Below are 17,771 nucleotides of genomic sequence, written 5' to 3'. Positions count from 1 at the left end.
GCTTATTACAGAAAGGTTGGTTCGCTTAGACCGGCAACATCGCCGCATACTGGCTCAGGTCGACGTACTGCGGCAGGACGTGGATGATGGCCGCCGCGATGGCGAGTTCGACGATAGTCACGACGATAGTGACGACGTTGGCGTATTTGCTGGAGGTGGTGACACCCGAGGGGAAGCCGTACTCGCTGCTCGAAAGCGGGTAGAACAGCGCGATGCCCCGGCGACTGCCGAGGTAGTCCAGCACGTAGTGGGTGAGGATGCCGACCCAGACGAACTGGAGGTTCTCGAAGACGAACGGGAAGGCGGCGAAGACGATGATGACCGGGAGGTTGTGTAGGGTTTTCCGATGCTTGCCGAAGGCCGTGTCGACGTCGGGAAACAGCGCCCCGAGCGTCACCGGAATCGTGACCGCGACGACGGCCCGTAAGGTGTCCATAGTGCCCGACGGTTCGATGACGATTCCGAGACCGATGCCGAGTAGAATCGCGTTGAGTACGTGGCCCTCTTTGTCCATCGACGGGGAAGTCGCGCTGGCTCCTCAAAAGCCTGTTCGCCGCGCGGTCGCCGACGCAGGGCTACTCGCTACGAGGGTCGGTCCGCTCGGCCGCATCGAGCAGGTCTTCGAGGGCCTGCTCGGCGATCTGTCGCTTGATCTCCGTCCGCGAGCCGTCGAAGACGTAGCGTTCGACCGCACACCACGAGTCGCCCGTCCCCCAGTCGGCGGCGTGTGCGACGCCGATGTAGACCGTACCGACCGGCTTCTCGTCGGTCCCGCCCGTCGGACCGGCGATACCCGTCGTCGCGACGCCCCACGTCACGCCGGCGCCGTCGCGGATTCCGCGAGCCATCTGCCGGGCGACCGGTTCGCTGACCGCGCCGACGTCGTCGAGAATCTCGCGCGGGACGCCCAGCTCTTCGAGTTTGGCGTCGTAGGTGTAGGTCACCATCGACCGGTCGAAGTAGTCGCTGGACCCCGGTACGTCGGTGATGAGCGACCCGATGAGCCCGCCGGTACAGGATTCGGCCGTCGCCACGTATTCGCCGCGGTCGGCCAGCACCTCGCCGACCCGTTCCTCGATTGCCATGCCCGGAGAGAAGGCCGGCCAGCCCTTCAAATCGACGGGGGAGCGGATGCCACCATCGAAAAGCGACAAACCGACGGTGCCTGCCACGCAAGCGGGCGTATGGACGACTACGAGCGGCCCCTGTTCTTCCATCTCATGGAGTACGCCGACTCGGCCGACCGGGACGTCGTCGATATGGTCTCCGGGAACCCCGACTGGGAGGCCCCCGAGGCGCTCCGAACCGGCCTCGAGGAGTACGCCGACGCTCCCGTCGACGACTTCCAGTATCCACCCAGCGAGGGCCTGCTGGAACTCCGCGAGGAGATCGCCGCCCGCCGCGGCGTCGACGTCGACCGCGTCATCATCACCAACGGCGCCGGCGAGGCCAACTACCTCGCGATGGCCTGCGCGCTGAAGGCACTGGACGGCGACGAGATCCTCCTGACCGACCCCGTCTACCCTTACTACCACAAGCGGACGGAGATGCTGGACGCCACGCCCCGCTTCGTCGCCGCCGACGATGAGGGGAGCCTCGACCCCGAGGATGTCCGCGCTGCCGCCAGCGACGACACCGCCGCCATCGTCGTCAACTCGCCGAACAACCCGACGGGCGCCGTCTACGGTAGCGACGTGAAGGAAGAACTCGTAAGCATTGCTGAAGACCACAACGCTTTGCTCGTCTCCGACGAGGTCTACGACCACTTCGTCTACGACGAGGGCGCCTTCGAGAGCGTGCTATCCTTCGATTCCGAGCAGGCCGTCGTCACCAACGCCTTCTCGAAATCGATGGCTATCACCGGCTTCCGGGTCGGCTACGCCGTCTTCCCCGAGTGGCTGATGGACGCGGTTCGGACTCGCCACATGCTCGTCAACGTCGCCGGGTCGCGGCCCGCCCAGTACGCCGTCCTGAAGGCGCTTCGGGAGACGTCCGCTGACTACTACGAGAAGAACCGCCGGATGCTCGACGAACGTATCGGGAACTTCTGTGCGGCGCTCGACGAGGCCGGCGCCCAGTACACCCGCCCACGGGGCAGTTTCTACGTTATGGCACGTTTCGAGGACTTCCCGGGCACGCTGGCGAACACGGAACGGCTCATCGACGAAGCCGGCGTCGCGGGGATGCCGGGCGATGCCTTCGGCGAGTCTCGAGCCGACTGGCTCCGTTTCGCGCTGGTGACCCCGCGGACCGACGAGGCCGCCGAACGACTGGCCGCGTATTTCTCCTGACGCGATCCGTCAGTCCCGCAATCGGGCCGAGACACCGGCAAATCCGCAGTTATCGCACGAAACCGTCGCCGAAGAGCCGAGCGTGTAGGCCGACAGCGGCGACCCACAGCGGGGACAGGGGTCACCGGCCGTCACACGCGAAGAGCCGACGCCGGCGACGACGAGGCGGACCCGAACCGCCTCCTCGAGTGTCGGGTCGACGGCGCCGCCCCAGATGACGTGGGCGTCGGGGCCGACCCGTCCGCGGACGGCCGTCACCGCGTCGCTGACGTCCTCGACGCTCATCTCGGGGCCGCCGAGCAGATCGACGAGGACGCCGCTTGCGGGGTCGGTCTCGATGCCGGCCGGTAGCGAGGCGAACCCGGCGGCGACGGCCTCCGCCGGTGTCCCCGCGTCGCTGGTTCCGATGCCGAGGGCTGCACGGTCGACCTCGGCGAGTAGCGTCCGCGCGTCCGCGAGGTCGAGGTTGACGAAACCGGGGTCGCGGACGACCGAGACGAACGACGCCACGGCATCGGCGAGCGCGTCGCCGTCACCGGCGGTTCCCGGAGCGAGAACGACGGCGTCGGTCCGTTCGTCGAGAGCCGCCAGCAGGTCGCGTTCGCTGTCGGTCGGCCGGTCCGGGAGGGTGACGACGGCGACGTCGAGGGGAGCGTCCGGAGGAGCGGTGGCGGCGACCGACGAGGGGTCGGCGGTCCCGTCGACCGCCCGGACGACGGCATCGGGGGTTTCGGCGTCGTCGCTGGCCGGGACGTCGCGACCGGCGACCTCGGCGGCCGCATGACGGCCCGACTCCCCGTAGCCGACCACGAGGACCGACTCGGCGAGCGCCGAGGCAGCCGCCTGAAGCTCCTCGTCGGTCGTCATCAGTTCGGATACAGGCGCCCCCGGCATGATGGTTGTGGGCGACTCAGTTGTCGACCGTCGGCCGAGAGAGCCGACCCGATAATACGTAGACGGTCAGGCGTACAGTCGCGCTTCGAGGTAGGCGTCGATCTCTTCCCGGAGCGCCGTCAGGCGTTCGTCCTCGGCGGTCGCGTGGTTTATCAGGGCTCCCGAAAAGAGCGTATGAAGCATCCCGGCGACCGAGTCGGCATCGACCGCCCTGAACTGGCCGCTTTCGATGCCGGCCTCGATGATATCGGCGAAGCGTTGCTCGAAGAGGCGGTCACTCCGGCCGAACTGCTCGCGGTAGCGTTCGTCGTGGGGGGCCTGTCCCCGGAGTTCGACGAGCGCGCGGATGAAATCGTGGCGTTCGGCCGGCATCTCCGGGTCGAGAAAGTCGTCGAAGGCCGCTTCGAGGGTTCCCCTAGGGTCGGTTATCTCCGCCTCCACGAACTCGGTCTCGTACTGGTCGAGCATGAACTCCAGACACGCCAACAGCAGGTCATCCTTGCCCTCGTAGTGGTGGTAGACCAGCGACGTGCTCTTGTCCAGTTCCGCGCCGATCTTCTCGATGGTCAGCGGCGCGTAGCCGTGTCGACACAGCGCCCGGTAGGCCGCCGCAAGTATCTCTTCGCGGGTCGAATCCGGTGATTCGAAGAGGTCGGTCACCGCCGGGCCCCTACATCCCGGTATTGATTGAACATTCAATCAAAACGATTATTGTCCGTCGATAAAACAGTATCGCTAATGCATTCTGTATCGGACGCCCACGAGGGCATCCAGCGGGGTGGGACACGTTCGACGACCTGGTGGAACACGATTCGGGGGGAACCCCGTGTCGCGTGACCGCGCGGTCGTCGTCATTGCAGTCGCCGTCGCCGCCGTGCTGTCGGTCGCCGCCGGACCGGTCGCCGCCGACATCACCACCGGCGAACCCGACATCGAGGTCCACGCGCCGGACAACACGGTATCGCCGGGCAGCGAAACGGTCCTCGAACTGCAAATTGCCAACGACGGCGACCTCGGGACCGGGACCCAGACCGATGCCGTGCTGACCGCGAAGTCCGTAACTGTCGGCGTCACCGATGAAGGCCCCTTCGACGTACGGACGAGTCGACGCTCGGTCGGGACCATCCCCGACGGGTCGTCGGTTCCCACCACGGTCGAACTGGTCGTCCCCGAGGACGTCGAGCCGGGCACCTACGAGATCGACGTTCGGGTTCGCTACACCTACACCGAATACGTCTCTCAGCGGTCGCTCCGACGGGACTCCGATTCGGTCACCCGGACCGTCAAGATAGAGGTGACCGAGGAGCCCCGATTCGAGATCACGTCGGTCGATGCCGACGTCCAGCCCGGAACCTCCGGCACGGCCGAGATCACCGTCGAGAACGTCGGCAGCGAATCCGCGAACGCCGTCCGAACGACACTGACCGGCAGCAGCGGTCTCACTCTCGACGGCGGCGCTGCCGAGGCCTTCGTCGGCGACCTCGAACCCGGTGAGGCCGCGACCGTCGACGTCGACGCCCGACTCGCGGAGACCGTCGGCGGCGGCGCTCGGCCGATAGAAGCCACCTTCGAGTACCGGACGGTCGATGGCCTCCAGCGACAGGCCGGCCCGGCCGTCGGGTCGCTAACGCCGGCCGCCGAGCAGTCCTTCTCGGTCGACGGCGTCGAGACGACGCTGTCGGTCGGCGCGACGGGTCAAGTGACCGGTACCGTCACCAACGAGGGACCGACCGCCGTCGACGACGGCGTCCTCGTCGTCACGACCGGCAGCGAGCGCATCACGCTCGGCGAGGGCGAATACGCGCTCCCCGAACTGGAACCCGGCGAATCCGCCGAGTTCGCCTTCGACGCCGAGGTCAGCGGGCAGGCCGACCCCGGTCCCCGACAGTTCGGCTTCGTGATCGAATACACCGACGACGGGACCGAACTCCGTAGCGACCGACAATCCAGCCGCATCGAGGTCCAGCCTCGGGAACCGGTCATCACCGTCGAGGGCGACGAGACTATCGAAGCCGGCGGCTCGAAGACGATGACCGTCGACATCACGAACAACCGCGAGGAGACGCTGACGGACATCACGGCCAACCTCTATGCGGACAGCCCGCTGTCGACCGGCACCGACGAGTCGTTCGTCGACGAACTCGAACCCGGCGAGACGGCGACCGTGCAGTTCGAACTCTCGGCGGCCGGAAGCGCGATGCCGAACACCTACTCGGTCGAGATGGACTTCCAGTACACCGACTCACGCGGTGACGAACGTATCTCCGAGGTCTCACAGTTGCCGGTGCAGGTGACCGAATCCACCGACGGTGACGGCTCGCTGTCGCCGCTCGTGATTCCCGTCGCACTCATCCTCGGCGTCGCACTCGCCCGGCGACGATGAGCGACGCCGAGGGCGGCACTAACGGGTCGGTCGTCGAGCGAATCGACCGCGTCATCGTCGAGCGGCCGGGGCTCGTCATCGTCGCGTTCCTCGCGGTGACCGCGCTCATGGTCCCGGGACTCGGGATGATATCGACCCAGGCCGACACCGACCAGTTCACGGAGGACGTCGAAGCCCAGCAGGCCCAGGAGGAGATCGACGAGGAGTTCGCGGGCACCATCGGGGGTTCGGCCACCGCCGGGACCCTCATCGTTCAGGACGATAACGTCCTCTCACGGGGGGCACTGGTCCGCATCCTGGAGACCCAACACCGGCTCGAAGACCACGGCAGCCTCCGGATCTCTTCCACGAGCAGCCACGCCAACGTCGTCGCCCGACAGCTCGACCCGACCGCGGAGACGCCGCTGGAACAGCGCCGCGCGGTCGAGGCGGCGACCGACAGGGAACTTCGGGCGGCCATCGCCGACGCCGACGCACGGGGCCGTCTCGAACCCCAGCTATCGACGGATTACAACCCGACGCGCGGCCACGCGACCGGCACCATCATCGGCATCACCTACGACCTGCCGGAGTCGGCCTCGACCGGTGAAGTCGTCACCGTGCAGGAACGAACCGTCGACGTCGTCGGCACCGTCGAGGGCAACGAGCCCGGCGAGAACGCCATCCTGTTCGGCAGCGGCATCATCCAAAGCGAGTTCAACGCCCTGCTGACCGACACCGCGATCATCGTCTTCCCGCTGGCGATGCTTTTCATCCTCGGCTTCCTCCTTCTGGCCTACCGTGACCCCATCGACATGCTGTTGGGGCTCGGAACGCTCGGCCTCGTGTTGCTGTGGACCTTCGGGCTGATGGGCTGGCTCGGCATCCCCTTCTCGAACGTGATGGTGCCGCTGTTCCCGCTCCTGCTGGCGGTGGGCATCGACTTCGGCATCCACACTATCAACAGATACCGGGAGGCCAGAACGGCGGGCGAGGACATCGAACCGGCGATGCGGCAGACCACCGACCAGTTGCTCGTCGCCTTCACCATCGTGACGATTACGACCGCCATCGGCTTCGCCGCTAACCTCACCAGCCCACTCGGCTCCCTACAGGATTTCGGCGTCGTCGCCGCACTCGGAATCACGATCACGCTCTTGGCCTTCGGCGGGTTCCTGCCGGCGGCGAAGGTCCTCGCCGACCGGGGCCGGGGCCGCATCCCCCGCTTCCCGAGTTTCGGGACGACACCGCTGGGTCGGGAGGGGTCGCTGATGGGCCGGACCCTCGAATACAGCGTCTCGTTGGCCCGCGTCGCTCCGGCCTTCGTCCTCGTCGGCGCGCTGGTCGGCGGCGGCGGCGTGGGCGCCTACGGCACCGGCGTCGACGCGGAGTTCTCACAGGAGATCTTCTTCCCCGACGAGGACCGCGTCGAGCAGTATCAGGCCCTCCCGGAACCGTTCGCGCCCGCGGAGTACACCTTCACGACGACCATCCGCCTGCTCGAAGACGAGTTCGGCGGTCGGCAGTTCGATACGGTCACGATATACGTCGACGAACCGGTCCGGGACGACGACTCGCTCGAACGACTCCATCGCGCGACCAGACAGCCACCGGACTCCTTCGAACGCGCCGACGACGGCACCGCCGAAGCCCGAAGCATCGTCACGGTCATCGACGCACAGACCGACCGCGACCCCGAGTTCGCCACGCTCGTCGCGCGCAACGATTACACGGGCAACGGCGTTCCCGACCGCAACGTCGACACCGTCTACGACGAACTGCTCGAATCGTCGGGCGAAGCCGAAGCCAGACGATACCTCGCCGCCGACCGGGGCAGCGCCCGCATCGACTTCACGCTGAAATCCGGTGCCGACGACGACGCCGTCGTCGCCGACGCTCGCCGGGTCGCCGACCGGATGCCGATGGACGCCGTCGCCACCGGCACCCTCATCGTCAACGCCGCCGTCATCGACGTCATCCTCGAATCGGCTATCCAGAGCCTGCTCATCGCCTTCCTGCTGACGGCGGTGTTCCTGATGGCCTCCTACCGCCTGCTGGAGGGGCGGGCCGTCTACGGCATCGTCAACCTCCTGCCCATCCTCGTGACCGTCGCGCTTCTGGCGGCGTCGATGCGGTACTTCGGCGTCGCGCTCTCGCCTATCAACGCGCCGATACTCGGCGTCTCCATCGGTCTCGGCGTCGACTACGCCGTCCACTTCATGCACCGGTTCGTCGACGAGTACGACCCCGGAACCGACGTCTTCGACGCGCTCCGGGTGACGATTCAGGGGACCGGCGGCGCGCTCACCGGCAGCATGCTGACCACCGTCTTCGGCCTCGGCGCGCTGTTCTTCGCCATCATCCCACTGATTCAGGAGTTCGGCCTCCTGCTCGCGCTCGGCGTCTTCTACGCCTACGCCTGCTCGATCGTATTCCTGCCGTCCATCATCGTGACGTGGGAACGGGTCGCCGACCGGAGCGACCGCGTGCCCTCGCTGGCCTCGGCGTAGGGACGCTACCGGATTTATAAGAAGTCTCGGGCGTGACGGTTATTCGATATCCGTACGCCGAACGCCGAGCGCCATCAGTCCCAGTCCCATCACGAGGGGCCACATCGAAGATTTCGACCAGCCAAGGGAAGACAATGGAAGTAACGGGGCATCCGTCTCCGTGGACGTGGGAGTTTGGGTTGGTTCGGGCGTCGCCGTTGGTGTGGGGCTTTGAGTCGGGGTCGGCGTCGGAGTTGCGGTTGGAGTCAGCGTGGGTGACGGTGTCAGCGTGGGTGTGGCTGTCGGTGTCGCCGTCGCTGTGGCGGTGGGCGTCGCCGTCACCGTCGTGGAATCGGCGACCGTTTCGGACCCGTTGTCCGATAGCGGGTTCAGTTCGACGCCGTCGACGGTCGAAGCCACACGGTCGCCCATCGGACCGGCGGCCGCGGTGCCGGCACCAGCGAGAAGAGCGACGACGACGAGTCCCACGACCGCATAGGGAATCACGGCCAGCGTCCACGCGGCGAGGAAACGCGGGCCCTCGGTCTCTTTCCACTCGAAACGCTCGGCGAACCTGTCGGTCCCGGAAGTCTCCTCGATGGACGTCGTCTCCGGGGCGTCGAGGCCCATATTGCCGGGATATTTCGGTCAGGTCTTTAAAATTTCATTGGCCGTTTCAGGGTCGAATCGGTCGAATGGCGTCGAGACGGCCCCTTGACAGTCAATCGTCGGCCGCCGCTTCGGGCCGGTACTCGCGGCTTTTCGCCTTCCACTTGCCCGTGTGGAAGCGGTAGTAGTTCAGCACCGCTGGAACGGACGTTTCGGCGATAAAGGCCAGATAGAGGCCGTAGATACCCAGTGACGTCGTCGCACCGATGTAGACCAGCGGAATCGAACAGCCGAACATGCCGACCGCCTGGCTCATGAACGTCCAGCGGGTGTCGCCGGAGGCGTCCAGCGGACCCGCCGCTGCACCCGAGATTCCCTGCAGGAGGATGGCGCCGCAGGCGACCCGGACGAGCGTTATCGCGATGGGGATTTCGGGTGCTGTCGGGTCGCCGACGAAGAGGTTGACGATAGGGTCGGCGAAGGTGAAGACGAGTACCGCCGAGACGACGTAGACGGCAAAGGAGAAGCGGATTATCTCGCGGCCGTAGGCCTCGGCGATGTCCTCCGCGCCCGTGCCGAGTTCCTGGCCGACGAGACTGGAGGAGGCCAGTCCGAAGCCCCAGCCGGGGGTGTTCATCAGGCCCCAGATGCGGCGGGCGATGACGAACGCCGAGACGACGTCCTGTCCGAAGATGTCGAGGATGGCGAACATGGGGAACTCCGCGACGGTCCACACGAGGTTCCGCCCCATGACGGGCAGACCGATGGAGACGAGGTCGGCGATGTTGCCGGCGTCGACGTAGCTCCCTCGGGGGTCGACCGTGACCGGGAACTCCCCGGCGCCCGGGAAGCGGCCGATAGTGAGGCCGATGGCGAAGGAGGCGGTGACGCCGACGTTCGAGAGGACGGTTCCGAGGGCGGCCCCCTCGACGCCCAACCCGAGGCCGAAGATGAGGACGGCGTTGATGGCGACGTTGGCGACGGCGCCACCGGCTCGGAGTATCATCGCGGTATAGGAGTCGTCGGCGCCGACGAGGACGCGGCTGCCGACGAGATTTAGGCCGGCGAAGGGCACCCCGAGGCCGACGATGCGGAGGTACTGACCGCCGAGGCGGACCACCTCGTCGCTACTGCTCAGCAGGCCGATGAGTTCCGTCGAGAAGGTCCAGAAGACGGCAGTAAGCGGCAGCGTCGCGGCGACGACGAGGAAGACGCTGGAGCGGACCGCTAACCCCAACTCCTCGTAGGCGTCGGCGCCGAACCGCTGGCTGACGAGGGCGATCGTACCGCCGGCGATGCCGCCGCCGACCGAGAAAGCCAGCCCCCAGAAGGGACCGGCGATACCGACGCCGGCGATGGCTGCCGACCCGACGGCGACGCCGACCATCGCCACGTCGACCGCGTTTTTCGACATCCTGGCGATACCCGTCACGACCCGCGGCCACGCGAGTTCGGTCGTCCGGCGCGCCCGCTGTTCGGTGATGAGGCCGACGCGCGCCAACGCGAGGCCGATAGCGAGTATCGCCAATCGAACGGGATTCGGAACGAGAGACACAGCGACAGGTTAACTGACCGGTCAGTCAGTCAAATGCCTATCGAATCGAAAGCGCCTGTATCGGGTCTCGACGGGTATTCTACAGGCCACGACGGCGCCATCGGGCCTCGACGGGTCGGAAATCGCCGAGATCAGCACGAATCCTTTTGAGAGTCGGCCCGTAACGGCGGGCGTGGACCGCGACCGCGCCCTCCCGCTTGCCCTCGCCCTCTTCGCGATCATCTCGTTAGGGCTGGCAGCCGCGACGCTGGATTCGACCGTCACCCCCGGTGGCTCCGGATACGGCGGCAGCGACGCTGGCGTCGGCGACGACAGCCCACGGACGCCGGAACCCGAACAGAACAGGTCGACCGGCCCTGTCGACGACGGGTCACCGGTCGCCGCCTGTTGGCCCGTCCTCGCCGAACCACCAGCCCTCCTCGCGCTGCTCGGCCTCTTCGTCGCCCTGTTCACCCTCGTGACGCGAGCGACCGACTCGAAACTCGCCGGCGGCGCCGTCTGTCTCGCCGCAGTCGTCCCCGTCGCCATCATCTGGGGGACGCTGGCGACCTGTCCCTCGCCAGACCCGCCAGAGAACGAATCGACGACAGCAACGCCAGGGATAACCGACCCCAACGGTAGTTCGGTCGCCGAGGGGGGCGGCGGTGGCGGCTTCGACGAGGTCGCCGCCGAGACCCTCTCGTCGCCCAGCGTGCTCGTGGCGCTGCTTTTCGTCCTCGCGGTCGCCGTCGCGGTCGTCGCGGTCATCGGCGCCCGCGGCGACGACATACCGGACGAGGAACCCGAACTCGAACCGGCAGTCGACGACGAGGACGTCGCCGCCGTCGGTCGCGTCGCCGGCACGGCCGCCGACCGCATCGAGGCCGACGCCGCCGCCGAAAACGAGGTCTACCGCGCTTGGCGGGAGATGACCGACGAGTTGGCCGTCGAGCATCCCGACGCGACGACGCCAGGAGAGTTCGCCAACGCCGCGATCGCGGCCGGGATGAATCCCGACGACGTCGCCGAGTTGACCGACCTCTTCGAGACGGTTCGGTACGGCGGTTTCGACGCGACCGAAGCACGCGAGCGCCGGGCCGTCGAGACGCTCCGACACATCGAGGAGACCTACGGAGGTGAGGCCTGATGCGTCGGCGCGCGCTCGCCGGCCTGCTTGCCACAACACTCGGTATCGGGATGGTGTGGTTCCAGGCGTTCGCGAACGCCCTCCCGCTCGGCTCGGTCGTCGTCAGCGGTATCGGCGGCCTCACGGTCGTCGTCGGCCTCGAATACCTCCGACGCCGTCGCGGAACGCTCCGGAAAGCCGCGGACGTCGACCCGCCGGAACCCGGATATCGGTCGACGGTCCCCGGCGAGGACGTCGACGCCGACCTCGCCGCCACCGGGACCGAGGGCGCCGAACGTCGCGGTCAGATACGCCACCGCCTTCGGGAGGTGACGGCCAAGGTGCTCGTCGCCAACGGGGGCTATCGACCCGAAGCCGCCCGGCAGGCCGTCGACGAGGGCACGTGGACCGACGACGAGGTCGCCGCCGGGTACCTCGCCGAACCGATGCGGATTCCGCCGCGGCTACAGGTTCGACAGCTCTTCCGCCGCCGGTCGACGACGCGCGTGTTCGTCCGCCATACGCTGGATGCGCTCCGGGAGGTGCGCGGCGGCCGATGAGGACCAACCGATGGCTCGGCCTCGGCGGCCTCGCCCTGGTGGTCGTCGGTGCCGGGGTCTTCTTCCGCGCCTCGGGCCTCCTCGTCGCGGGCGCCGTCGCTGCCGGGGTGCTGGCGGCTCGCGCTTCCGCCCCGCCACGACCATCACTTCGGGTCGAACGGACCGTCGAAAACCCGACGCCGGCACCCGAAGCGGAGGTTCGCGTCGAGGTGACCGTCACCAACGAGGGGGAGACCCTCTATGACCTCCGGCTCGTCGACCAGGTGCCCGACGGTCTGGCCGTCGTCGACGGTCCCGCGAGACATGCGACCGCCCTGCGGCCGGGTGCCGCAGCCACGTTCGCCTACACCGTCCGTGCCTCCCGGGGCGACCACGACTGGCGACGGCTGACGGCCATCGCCCGCGACCCGATGGGCGCCCACGAGATCGAGACGACCATCGCTGCCGAGACGACGCTCCGCTGTGTCCCGGATTTCGAGAGCGGCGCCGACCTCCCGCTTCGCGGCCTCACGACGCCCTACTCGGGGCGCGTCCCGACCGATATCGGTGGGTCCGGCATCGAGTTCCACGCCGTCCGGGAGTACCGTCGTGGCGACCCACAGGCCCGCGTCGACTGGAACCGGGCGGCCCGGACCGGCGAACTGGCGACGCTCGAACTCCGCGAGGAGCGGGCCGCGACGGTCGTGTTCGTGGTCGATACCCGCGCGCCGGCCTACGCGGCCCCCGCACCCGAGGCCGAGGGCGCGGTCGAACGCGGTATCGAGGCGACCGCGGGACTGGCGGATGCGCTGCTATCGAACGGCGACCGCGTCGGCGCGACCGCCTTCTCGCCGCTGTATTCGTGGCTTTCGCCCGGCAGCGGAACGGCCCACCGCGCGCAGTTGCGGGAACTGCTGGCGACCGACCCCGCGTTCGGGCCGACGCCGGCCGCCGCCGACCGTCAGTTCATCCCGCGGCTGTGGCGCTGGAAGTTCCGCCAGCGACTCCCCGCCGACGCACAGGTCATGCTCGTCTCGCCGTGTGTCGACGAGCCGCCGATCCAGTTGGCAAAGCGGTTCGACGCGCTCGGCCATCTGGTGACCGTCATCTCGCCGGACCCGACCACCGGGGCCACCCTCGGCGGCGAACTCGTCGGCATCGAGCGGGACCTGCGGCTGGCCGACCTCCGACGCGGCGGGGTTCGCGTCCTCGATTGGGCACCCGAGGAACCGTTCGCGGTCGCCGCCGACCGGGTCGCCGGGCGGTGGTCGCGATGAGCGACACACGGTCCGCATCCAGCGGCGGAACGCCACCGCCGGAAGCCGATACCGCGGGCGACCGCGAGGATGGACGCGACGCGGGAGGCGAACCGCCAGCGGACGCTGAGGCGCCGGTCGACGCTGCCGAACCGACCGACGCCCCGCCGCGGCTCTCGACGGGGCTAGCGCTGGCGCTCGGGACCGTCGCCGCGGCCTTCCTCGCGGCCGGGTCGCCGCTGTCCGGCGCCGTCACACTGCTCGGCGTCGCCGCCCTGCTGGCGTCGCTGGCTCGCGCGTCGACCCGCCTGTGTGGGCTGGCTGGCGGGTGTTTCGCGCTCGCGCTGGTCGCCGGGGGCGCCACGGGCGCGCCGGTTGCGCCGCTGGTCGGGGGCGCCGTCCTCACCACGAGCGCGTGGGATGTCGCCGATCACGGCATCGGCCTGGGTCGCCACGTCGGCCGCGAAGCCCGCACCTCGCGGAACGAACTCGTCCACGCCGCCGGGACCCTCGCCGTCACCGGGTCCGCCGGCGCCATCGCCTTCGGCGGCTACCTCGTCGCGGCGGGCGGCCAACCGACGACCGCGCTCGTCTTCCTCCTGCTCGGTGGCGTCCTCCTGCTCACCGCGCTTCGGGGGTGAGGCCGACCCCGGACATCGCTGGCCGCGTCTTTGTTTATAAATCCGCGCCGGTCGACGTCCGAGGCGCGCCGCTGAAAGGGTGAAAAGAACGGTCCGACAAGGAGCGGACCGTTTCGGGGGGTGGGGAATACCCGCCAAGTGGGGGCACGCTGGCTTTCCAGCCAGTAGCGGAGGGATTGGCGGGGTGGTACTTAAAAGTCGGACGGGATTCAGAAACTGAGACGGGACTTAGACCGTCGTTTCGACGCCGACGACGACGGCGGTTTCGGCGATGCCGTCCGTCGCGGTGCTGTCGCCGCCGTTGAGCGGCTTATAAAGGTCGCCGTAGGGCGTGTAGGTGAGGATGACGGGAACGTCCTCGACGAAGGTGCCATCGTCGTCGACCGGGCGAATCACCTCGCCGTAGAGCGTCGGCGTCTCGGTGACCTCCTCGCCGTCGGCGTTCTCGAAGGTCATCTCGAGGTCGACGTAGATTTCCTGTGGGTCGCTCTTGTCGAACTGGACGGTGGTCTTGCCGGCCGTCGTTTCTACGGTCGATGCCTCGGTTTCAGCGGCGGCCGCTCCGCTGCCGATGATACCGAGTGCGCTGGCGCCGACCAGCGCTCCCGTCGTCTGCAACAGGCTCCGTCGGTCGAACGTGGGTTTGTCCATACACGGCGGTTCGAAGCCTGTCTAAAGGAGATATTGACAAGACCATCAAAACGAGGCGCCGTCGACTATCGGTTGGGTTCCGGCCGGGAGCCGATGGGGACCTGAATCTCCCGTCGCTCGCCGTCACGGATGACCGTCGCGGGGACGCGGTCGCCGGGCGAGAGTTCCAGCGCCAGCGTCGTCCCGAGATCGGCGCCCGTCCGGATCTCGTTGCCCGCCAGTTCGACGAGTACGTCCCCGCCGGTCGGGACGGGCCGGCCGTCGACGGTCGTTTCGCCATCGGAGCCCTGCAGGGTCTGGTTCGAAGGGCCCGAATCGAGGATGTCGATGACGAGGATGCCACGCGTGGTATCGAGGTCGTTGGCCTCCGCGACTGCCGGGGTCACCGTAAGCAGCGTGATCCCGAGGAACGGGTGGTCGTAGTTGCCCGTCTCGATGAGTTCCGGCAGTACCCGAGCCGCCAGAAGCGGCGAGATGGCGAAGCCGACGCTCGTGCCCGCGCCCGCGACGTTGATTCCGGTCACCTCGCCGTCCATCGTCACCAGCGGGCCGCCGCTGTTGCCGGGATCCAGGCCCGCGTCCGTCTGGACGGTGTTCGGAATCGAGAAGTTCGTCACGGGGTTCTGCAGCGAGCGGTTCTTGCCGCTGATGATGCCGGCCGAGACCGATGATTCGAGGCCGAATGGGCTGCCCAGAGCCACGACCTCGCTGCCGACCGCCGGCACGCTATCGACGAAGGAAAGCGGGCTGGCGTAGTCCGGGACGTTCGTCGACAGCACCGCGAGGTCGGCGTAGACGTCCGTCGCGGTGACGCCGGCCTCTCGCCACTCGCCGCCCTCGAAGCGGACGTCCATGCTCTCGGCACTGCGGGCGACGTGCTGGTTCGTGACGACGTAGCCGTCGTAGACGAACCCGGAACCGCCGCCGGTTTCGTCGCCGACGAAGGCGACCGAATCGATGGTGGCGTCGTAGACCGCGGCGTACTGTGAATCGCTCGGGGCCTCCTGCTGGGGGACCTCGACCGGGTCGGGTGACTGACGGCGGCCGGTCGAACACCCTGCAAAGCCGGTAGCCGCTCCCGCAACCCCCGCGAGAAAGCGCCGGCGCGTTGGCTGGTCCATACCCCGCGTTAGGCGGCATCCGGAAAACCATCTTCGGACGCGGCACACGATAGCGCCGGCCGCAAGCGACGACGAGTCGTCTACAGCTCGATTTCCCGACCTACGCCCGTCGCCGCGGCTTCCTCGTAGACGTGTTCGGCTGCCGCGGCGTCGAGTACGGCCGACCCGACGCTGTCGACCAGCAGGATCTCACTGGGCGACTCACGGCCAGCCTCTCCTGACAGCACCGACGCGAAGGGGACGATTGCCGACGCGTCGACGCCCACGTCCCGCATATCGCCCGTTTCGGCGACTTCCTCGGGGACGTCACCGAATATTCGAACCGCATTCCGGACAGTCGTGGCGTCGATCTCCTGCATGTCGGGCGTGTAGGCACCGAGCGCGACGACGAGGGGGCCCGCCTCGAGCGCCTCGCCGTCGAAGACCGGCGTCTCGCTGGTCGTCGCCGTCACGACGACCGTGGCGGATTCGACGGCGGCTTCGGCCGAGTCGACCGCTCGCACCTCGTCGGCGACCCCAGACAGGTCCGCCGCGAAGGCATCCTTCGACGCGCTCGGCGAGTAGACGCTGACCGATTCGAGGTCGGTCGCCGCGGCGATAGCGCGGGTGCTCGCGCGAGCGACCGCCCCCGCGCCGACGACGCCGAGACGAACCGGCCCCTCGACGGCCAACTCGCGGGCCGCGAGGCCGGCGATACAGCCCGTTCGGACGGCCGTGAGATGCGTCGCCGCCATGTAGGCTGCCGGCGTGCCCGTCTCGGCGTCCGAGAGCTGTAACTGCGCCTGCACGGTCGGGAGTCCCCGAGCCTCGTTGCCGGGGAAGACGCTCGCGAGTTTCGTCGCGTAGTAGTCGTTGCCGTGGATGTAGGCCGGCATCGCGAGGCCGGTACCGGGCGGTTCCTCGCCGTCACGGCCCTTTCCGACCGGGAAATGCGGGCGTTCGGGGCGTTCGACGGCCCCACGGCCCTGCGCCCGAAAGGCGTCGGCGACCACTTCGAGCATGGCGTCGAACGAACACACCTCCGCCACGTCGGACTGCGAGAGGACGAGCATGCCGGCCGTTGGGCGGCCGGTGGCATAGCCCTGACGCGCCCTGCGGCGAGTCGGAAACCCCGTCACCACCCAAGACCTTTGGCCCATCGCTGCCCGGCACGTGGTATGGACCCCGCAGAGACACCCTCTATCGATGCCGCCTCCGACACCTGCCGGGCCGTCGTCGACGCCATCGGGGAGACGGTCATCGGCGACGAGGCCTTCTTCGAGCACCTGCTCGTCGCCGTCCTGGCCCGCGGCCACGTCCTCGTCGAGGACGTGCCGGGCACCGGCAAGACGCTGACCGCACGGACCCTCGCGACGGCGCTCGGCCTGGAGTTCTCCCGCATCCAGTTCACGCCCGACCTCCTCCCCAGCGACGTGACCGGCACCAACGTCTTCGACGAGAAGGACCGCGACTTCGAGTTCTCGCCGGGACCCATCTTCGCCAACGTGGTGCTGGCCGACGAGATCAACCGCGCGCCGCCGAAGACGCAGGCCGCCCTGCTGGAAGCCATGGAGGAGGGTCAGGTCACCGTCGACGGCGACACCCACCCGCTCCCCTCCCCGTTCTTCGTCATCGCCACCCAGAACCCCGTCGAACAGGAGGGGACCTTCCCGCTTCCCGAGGCGCAACTCGACCGCTTTATCGTCAAGACGTCGATGGGCTATCCGGACCTCGACGGTGAGGTGGAACTGCTCCGGCGCCGGGCGGGCCGCCTCGAACGCAGTCCGAGCATCAACCCCATCATCGACGCCGACGCGGTCGACCGCCTCCGGGAAGCCCCCGAGAACGTCCGTGTCGACGACGACCTGCTGACCTACATGGCCGAACTCGGACGGGCGACCCGCGAGGACGGCCGCGTTGACGTGGGCGTCTCGCCACGCGGCATCCAGCGCCTTTTCGAAGCATCGCGTGCCCGCGCAGTCATCGAGGGGCGGGAGTTCGTCACCCCCGACCACATCGCCGACAGCATCCAACCCGTCTTCGCCCACCGCATCGTCCTGACCGCCGACGCCACCGTCTCCGGCGTCAGCAAGGCCGACGTGGTCGCGGACACCCTCGACTCCGTGCCCGTTCCGACCGTCGAGTGAGACTGCGGCCGCGACCGGGCCGTTCTCGCTTCACTTTCACCCCGCTGACCGAACCCTTATCCGCAGAAACGACGAAGCGAGGAGTAGATGGCGACAGCCACGGACGACGCGGAGTACATCGAGGGGCCGATG

The 17,771-nt window shown here is 68.2% G+C and carries 17 protein-coding genes; 8 read left to right on the top strand and 9 right to left on the bottom strand.

Features of this window, described 5'->3' with window-relative positions; all coding sequences use genetic code 11:
• Nucleotides 1-25: 25 nt before the first annotated feature.
• A complete protein-coding gene (locus V5A53_RS05690) occupies nt 26-514 on the bottom strand; it encodes a metal-dependent hydrolase (protein ID WP_332312610.1) in 489 nt (162 codons plus the stop codon).
• 61 nt (nt 515-575) lie between these two features.
• Complete coding sequence (locus V5A53_RS05685) at nt 576-1,085, bottom strand: CinA family protein (RefSeq protein WP_332312609.1); 510 nt, start codon at nt 1,083-1,085, stop codon at nt 576-578.
• A gap of 99 nt (nt 1,086-1,184) precedes the next feature.
• On the opposite strand from V5A53_RS05685, the gene V5A53_RS05680 reads away from it, so the two are divergent.
• Nucleotides 1,185-2,291, top strand: a complete 1,107-nt coding sequence (locus V5A53_RS05680; protein WP_332312608.1) for a pyridoxal phosphate-dependent aminotransferase — start codon at nt 1,185-1,187, stop codon at nt 2,289-2,291.
• A gap of 9 nt (nt 2,292-2,300) precedes the next feature.
• Here the strand turns inward: V5A53_RS05680 and V5A53_RS05675 are convergent, their stop codons facing one another.
• Together V5A53_RS05675 and V5A53_RS05670 are read right to left on the bottom strand one after the other, a co-directional pair.
• The gene (locus V5A53_RS05675) at nt 2,301-3,158 is read right to left on the bottom strand and encodes a hypothetical protein (protein WP_332312607.1); all 858 of its coding nucleotides are present in this window, start codon (nt 3,156-3,158) and stop codon (nt 2,301-2,303) included.
• Between the two features lie 93 nt (nt 3,159-3,251).
• Nucleotides 3,252-3,845 carry a TetR/AcrR family transcriptional regulator gene (locus V5A53_RS05670; protein ID WP_332312606.1) on the bottom strand — a complete coding sequence of 198 codons (594 nt, stop codon included), beginning with the start codon at nt 3,843-3,845 and terminating at the stop codon, nt 3,252-3,254.
• A gap of 166 nt (nt 3,846-4,011) precedes the next feature.
• Here V5A53_RS05670 and V5A53_RS05665 point away from each other — a divergent pair, with 166 nt between their 5' ends.
• A complete protein-coding gene (locus tag V5A53_RS05665; protein ID WP_332312605.1) occupies nt 4,012-5,568 on the top strand; it encodes a COG1361 S-layer family protein in 1,557 nt (518 codons plus the stop codon).
• The gene (locus V5A53_RS05660) at nt 5,565-8,057 is read left to right on the top strand and encodes an efflux RND transporter permease subunit (protein WP_332312604.1); all 2,493 of its coding nucleotides are present in this window, start codon (nt 5,565-5,567) and stop codon (nt 8,055-8,057) included. Before V5A53_RS05665 ends, V5A53_RS05660 begins: the two co-directional genes overlap by 4 nt.
• 39 nt (nt 8,058-8,096) lie before the next feature.
• Here the strand turns inward: V5A53_RS05660 and V5A53_RS05655 are convergent, their stop codons facing one another.
• Entirely contained in the window at nt 8,097-8,666 is a 570-nt protein-coding gene (locus V5A53_RS05655) for a hypothetical protein (RefSeq protein WP_332312603.1), read from the bottom strand.
• 91 nt (nt 8,667-8,757) lie between these two features.
• Nucleotides 8,758-10,200 (bottom strand): MATE family efflux transporter, encoded by a 1,443-nt coding sequence (locus V5A53_RS05650; RefSeq protein WP_332312602.1) that lies wholly within the window; start codon nt 10,198-10,200, stop codon nt 8,758-8,760.
• Between the two features lie 172 nt (nt 10,201-10,372).
• Between V5A53_RS05650 and V5A53_RS05645 the strand changes: the two genes are divergently transcribed.
• From V5A53_RS05645 to V5A53_RS05630, 4 genes are read left to right on the top strand one after another with little or no spacing between them, the layout of a single operon-like run.
• The gene (locus V5A53_RS05645; RefSeq protein WP_332312601.1) at nt 10,373-11,326 is read left to right on the top strand and encodes a DUF4129 domain-containing protein; all 954 of its coding nucleotides are present in this window, start codon (nt 10,373-10,375) and stop codon (nt 11,324-11,326) included.
• Nucleotides 11,326-11,865, top strand: coding sequence for a DUF7269 family protein (locus tag V5A53_RS05640; protein ID WP_332312600.1), 540 nt, complete (start codon nt 11,326-11,328; stop codon nt 11,863-11,865). The genes V5A53_RS05645 and V5A53_RS05640 overlap by 1 nt, the downstream gene beginning before the upstream one ends.
• A complete protein-coding gene (locus V5A53_RS05635) occupies nt 11,862-13,121 on the top strand; it encodes a DUF58 domain-containing protein (RefSeq protein WP_332312599.1) in 1,260 nt (419 codons plus the stop codon). The genes V5A53_RS05640 and V5A53_RS05635 overlap by 4 nt, the downstream gene beginning before the upstream one ends.
• Entirely contained in the window at nt 13,118-13,741 is a 624-nt protein-coding gene (locus V5A53_RS05630; RefSeq protein ID WP_332312598.1) for a DUF7519 family protein, read from the top strand. The genes V5A53_RS05635 and V5A53_RS05630 overlap by 4 nt, the downstream gene beginning before the upstream one ends.
• A gap of 228 nt (nt 13,742-13,969) precedes the next feature.
• On the opposite strand, the gene V5A53_RS05625 is transcribed toward V5A53_RS05630, so the two are convergent.
• From V5A53_RS05625 to V5A53_RS05615, 3 genes are all read right to left on the bottom strand, one after another.
• Nucleotides 13,970-14,392 carry a hypothetical protein gene (locus tag V5A53_RS05625; protein WP_332312597.1) on the bottom strand — a complete coding sequence of 141 codons (423 nt, stop codon included), beginning with the start codon at nt 14,390-14,392 and terminating at the stop codon, nt 13,970-13,972.
• Between the two features lie 65 nt (nt 14,393-14,457).
• Entirely contained in the window at nt 14,458-15,513 is a 1,056-nt protein-coding gene (locus V5A53_RS05620) for a S1C family serine protease (RefSeq protein ID WP_332312596.1), read from the bottom strand.
• Nucleotides 15,514-15,593: 80 nt separating this feature from the next.
• Nucleotides 15,594-16,565 carry an ornithine cyclodeaminase family protein gene (locus V5A53_RS05615; RefSeq protein ID WP_332312595.1) on the bottom strand — a complete coding sequence of 324 codons (972 nt, stop codon included), beginning with the start codon at nt 16,563-16,565 and terminating at the stop codon, nt 15,594-15,596.
• A gap of 105 nt (nt 16,566-16,670) precedes the next feature.
• Between V5A53_RS05615 and V5A53_RS05610 the strand changes: the two genes are divergently transcribed.
• Nucleotides 16,671-17,639 (top strand): AAA family ATPase, encoded by a 969-nt coding sequence (locus tag V5A53_RS05610; protein ID WP_332312594.1) that lies wholly within the window; start codon nt 16,671-16,673, stop codon nt 17,637-17,639.
• The last annotated feature ends 132 nt before the right edge of the window (nt 17,640-17,771 follow it).

This window comes from Natronomonas sp. (assembly GCF_036625485.1).
Taxonomy (GTDB): Archaea; Halobacteriota; Halobacteria; order Halobacteriales; family Haloarculaceae; genus Natronomonas.
Note: the sequence above shows the minus strand (reverse complement) of the source record. Positions and strands in the feature narration are given on the sequence as shown.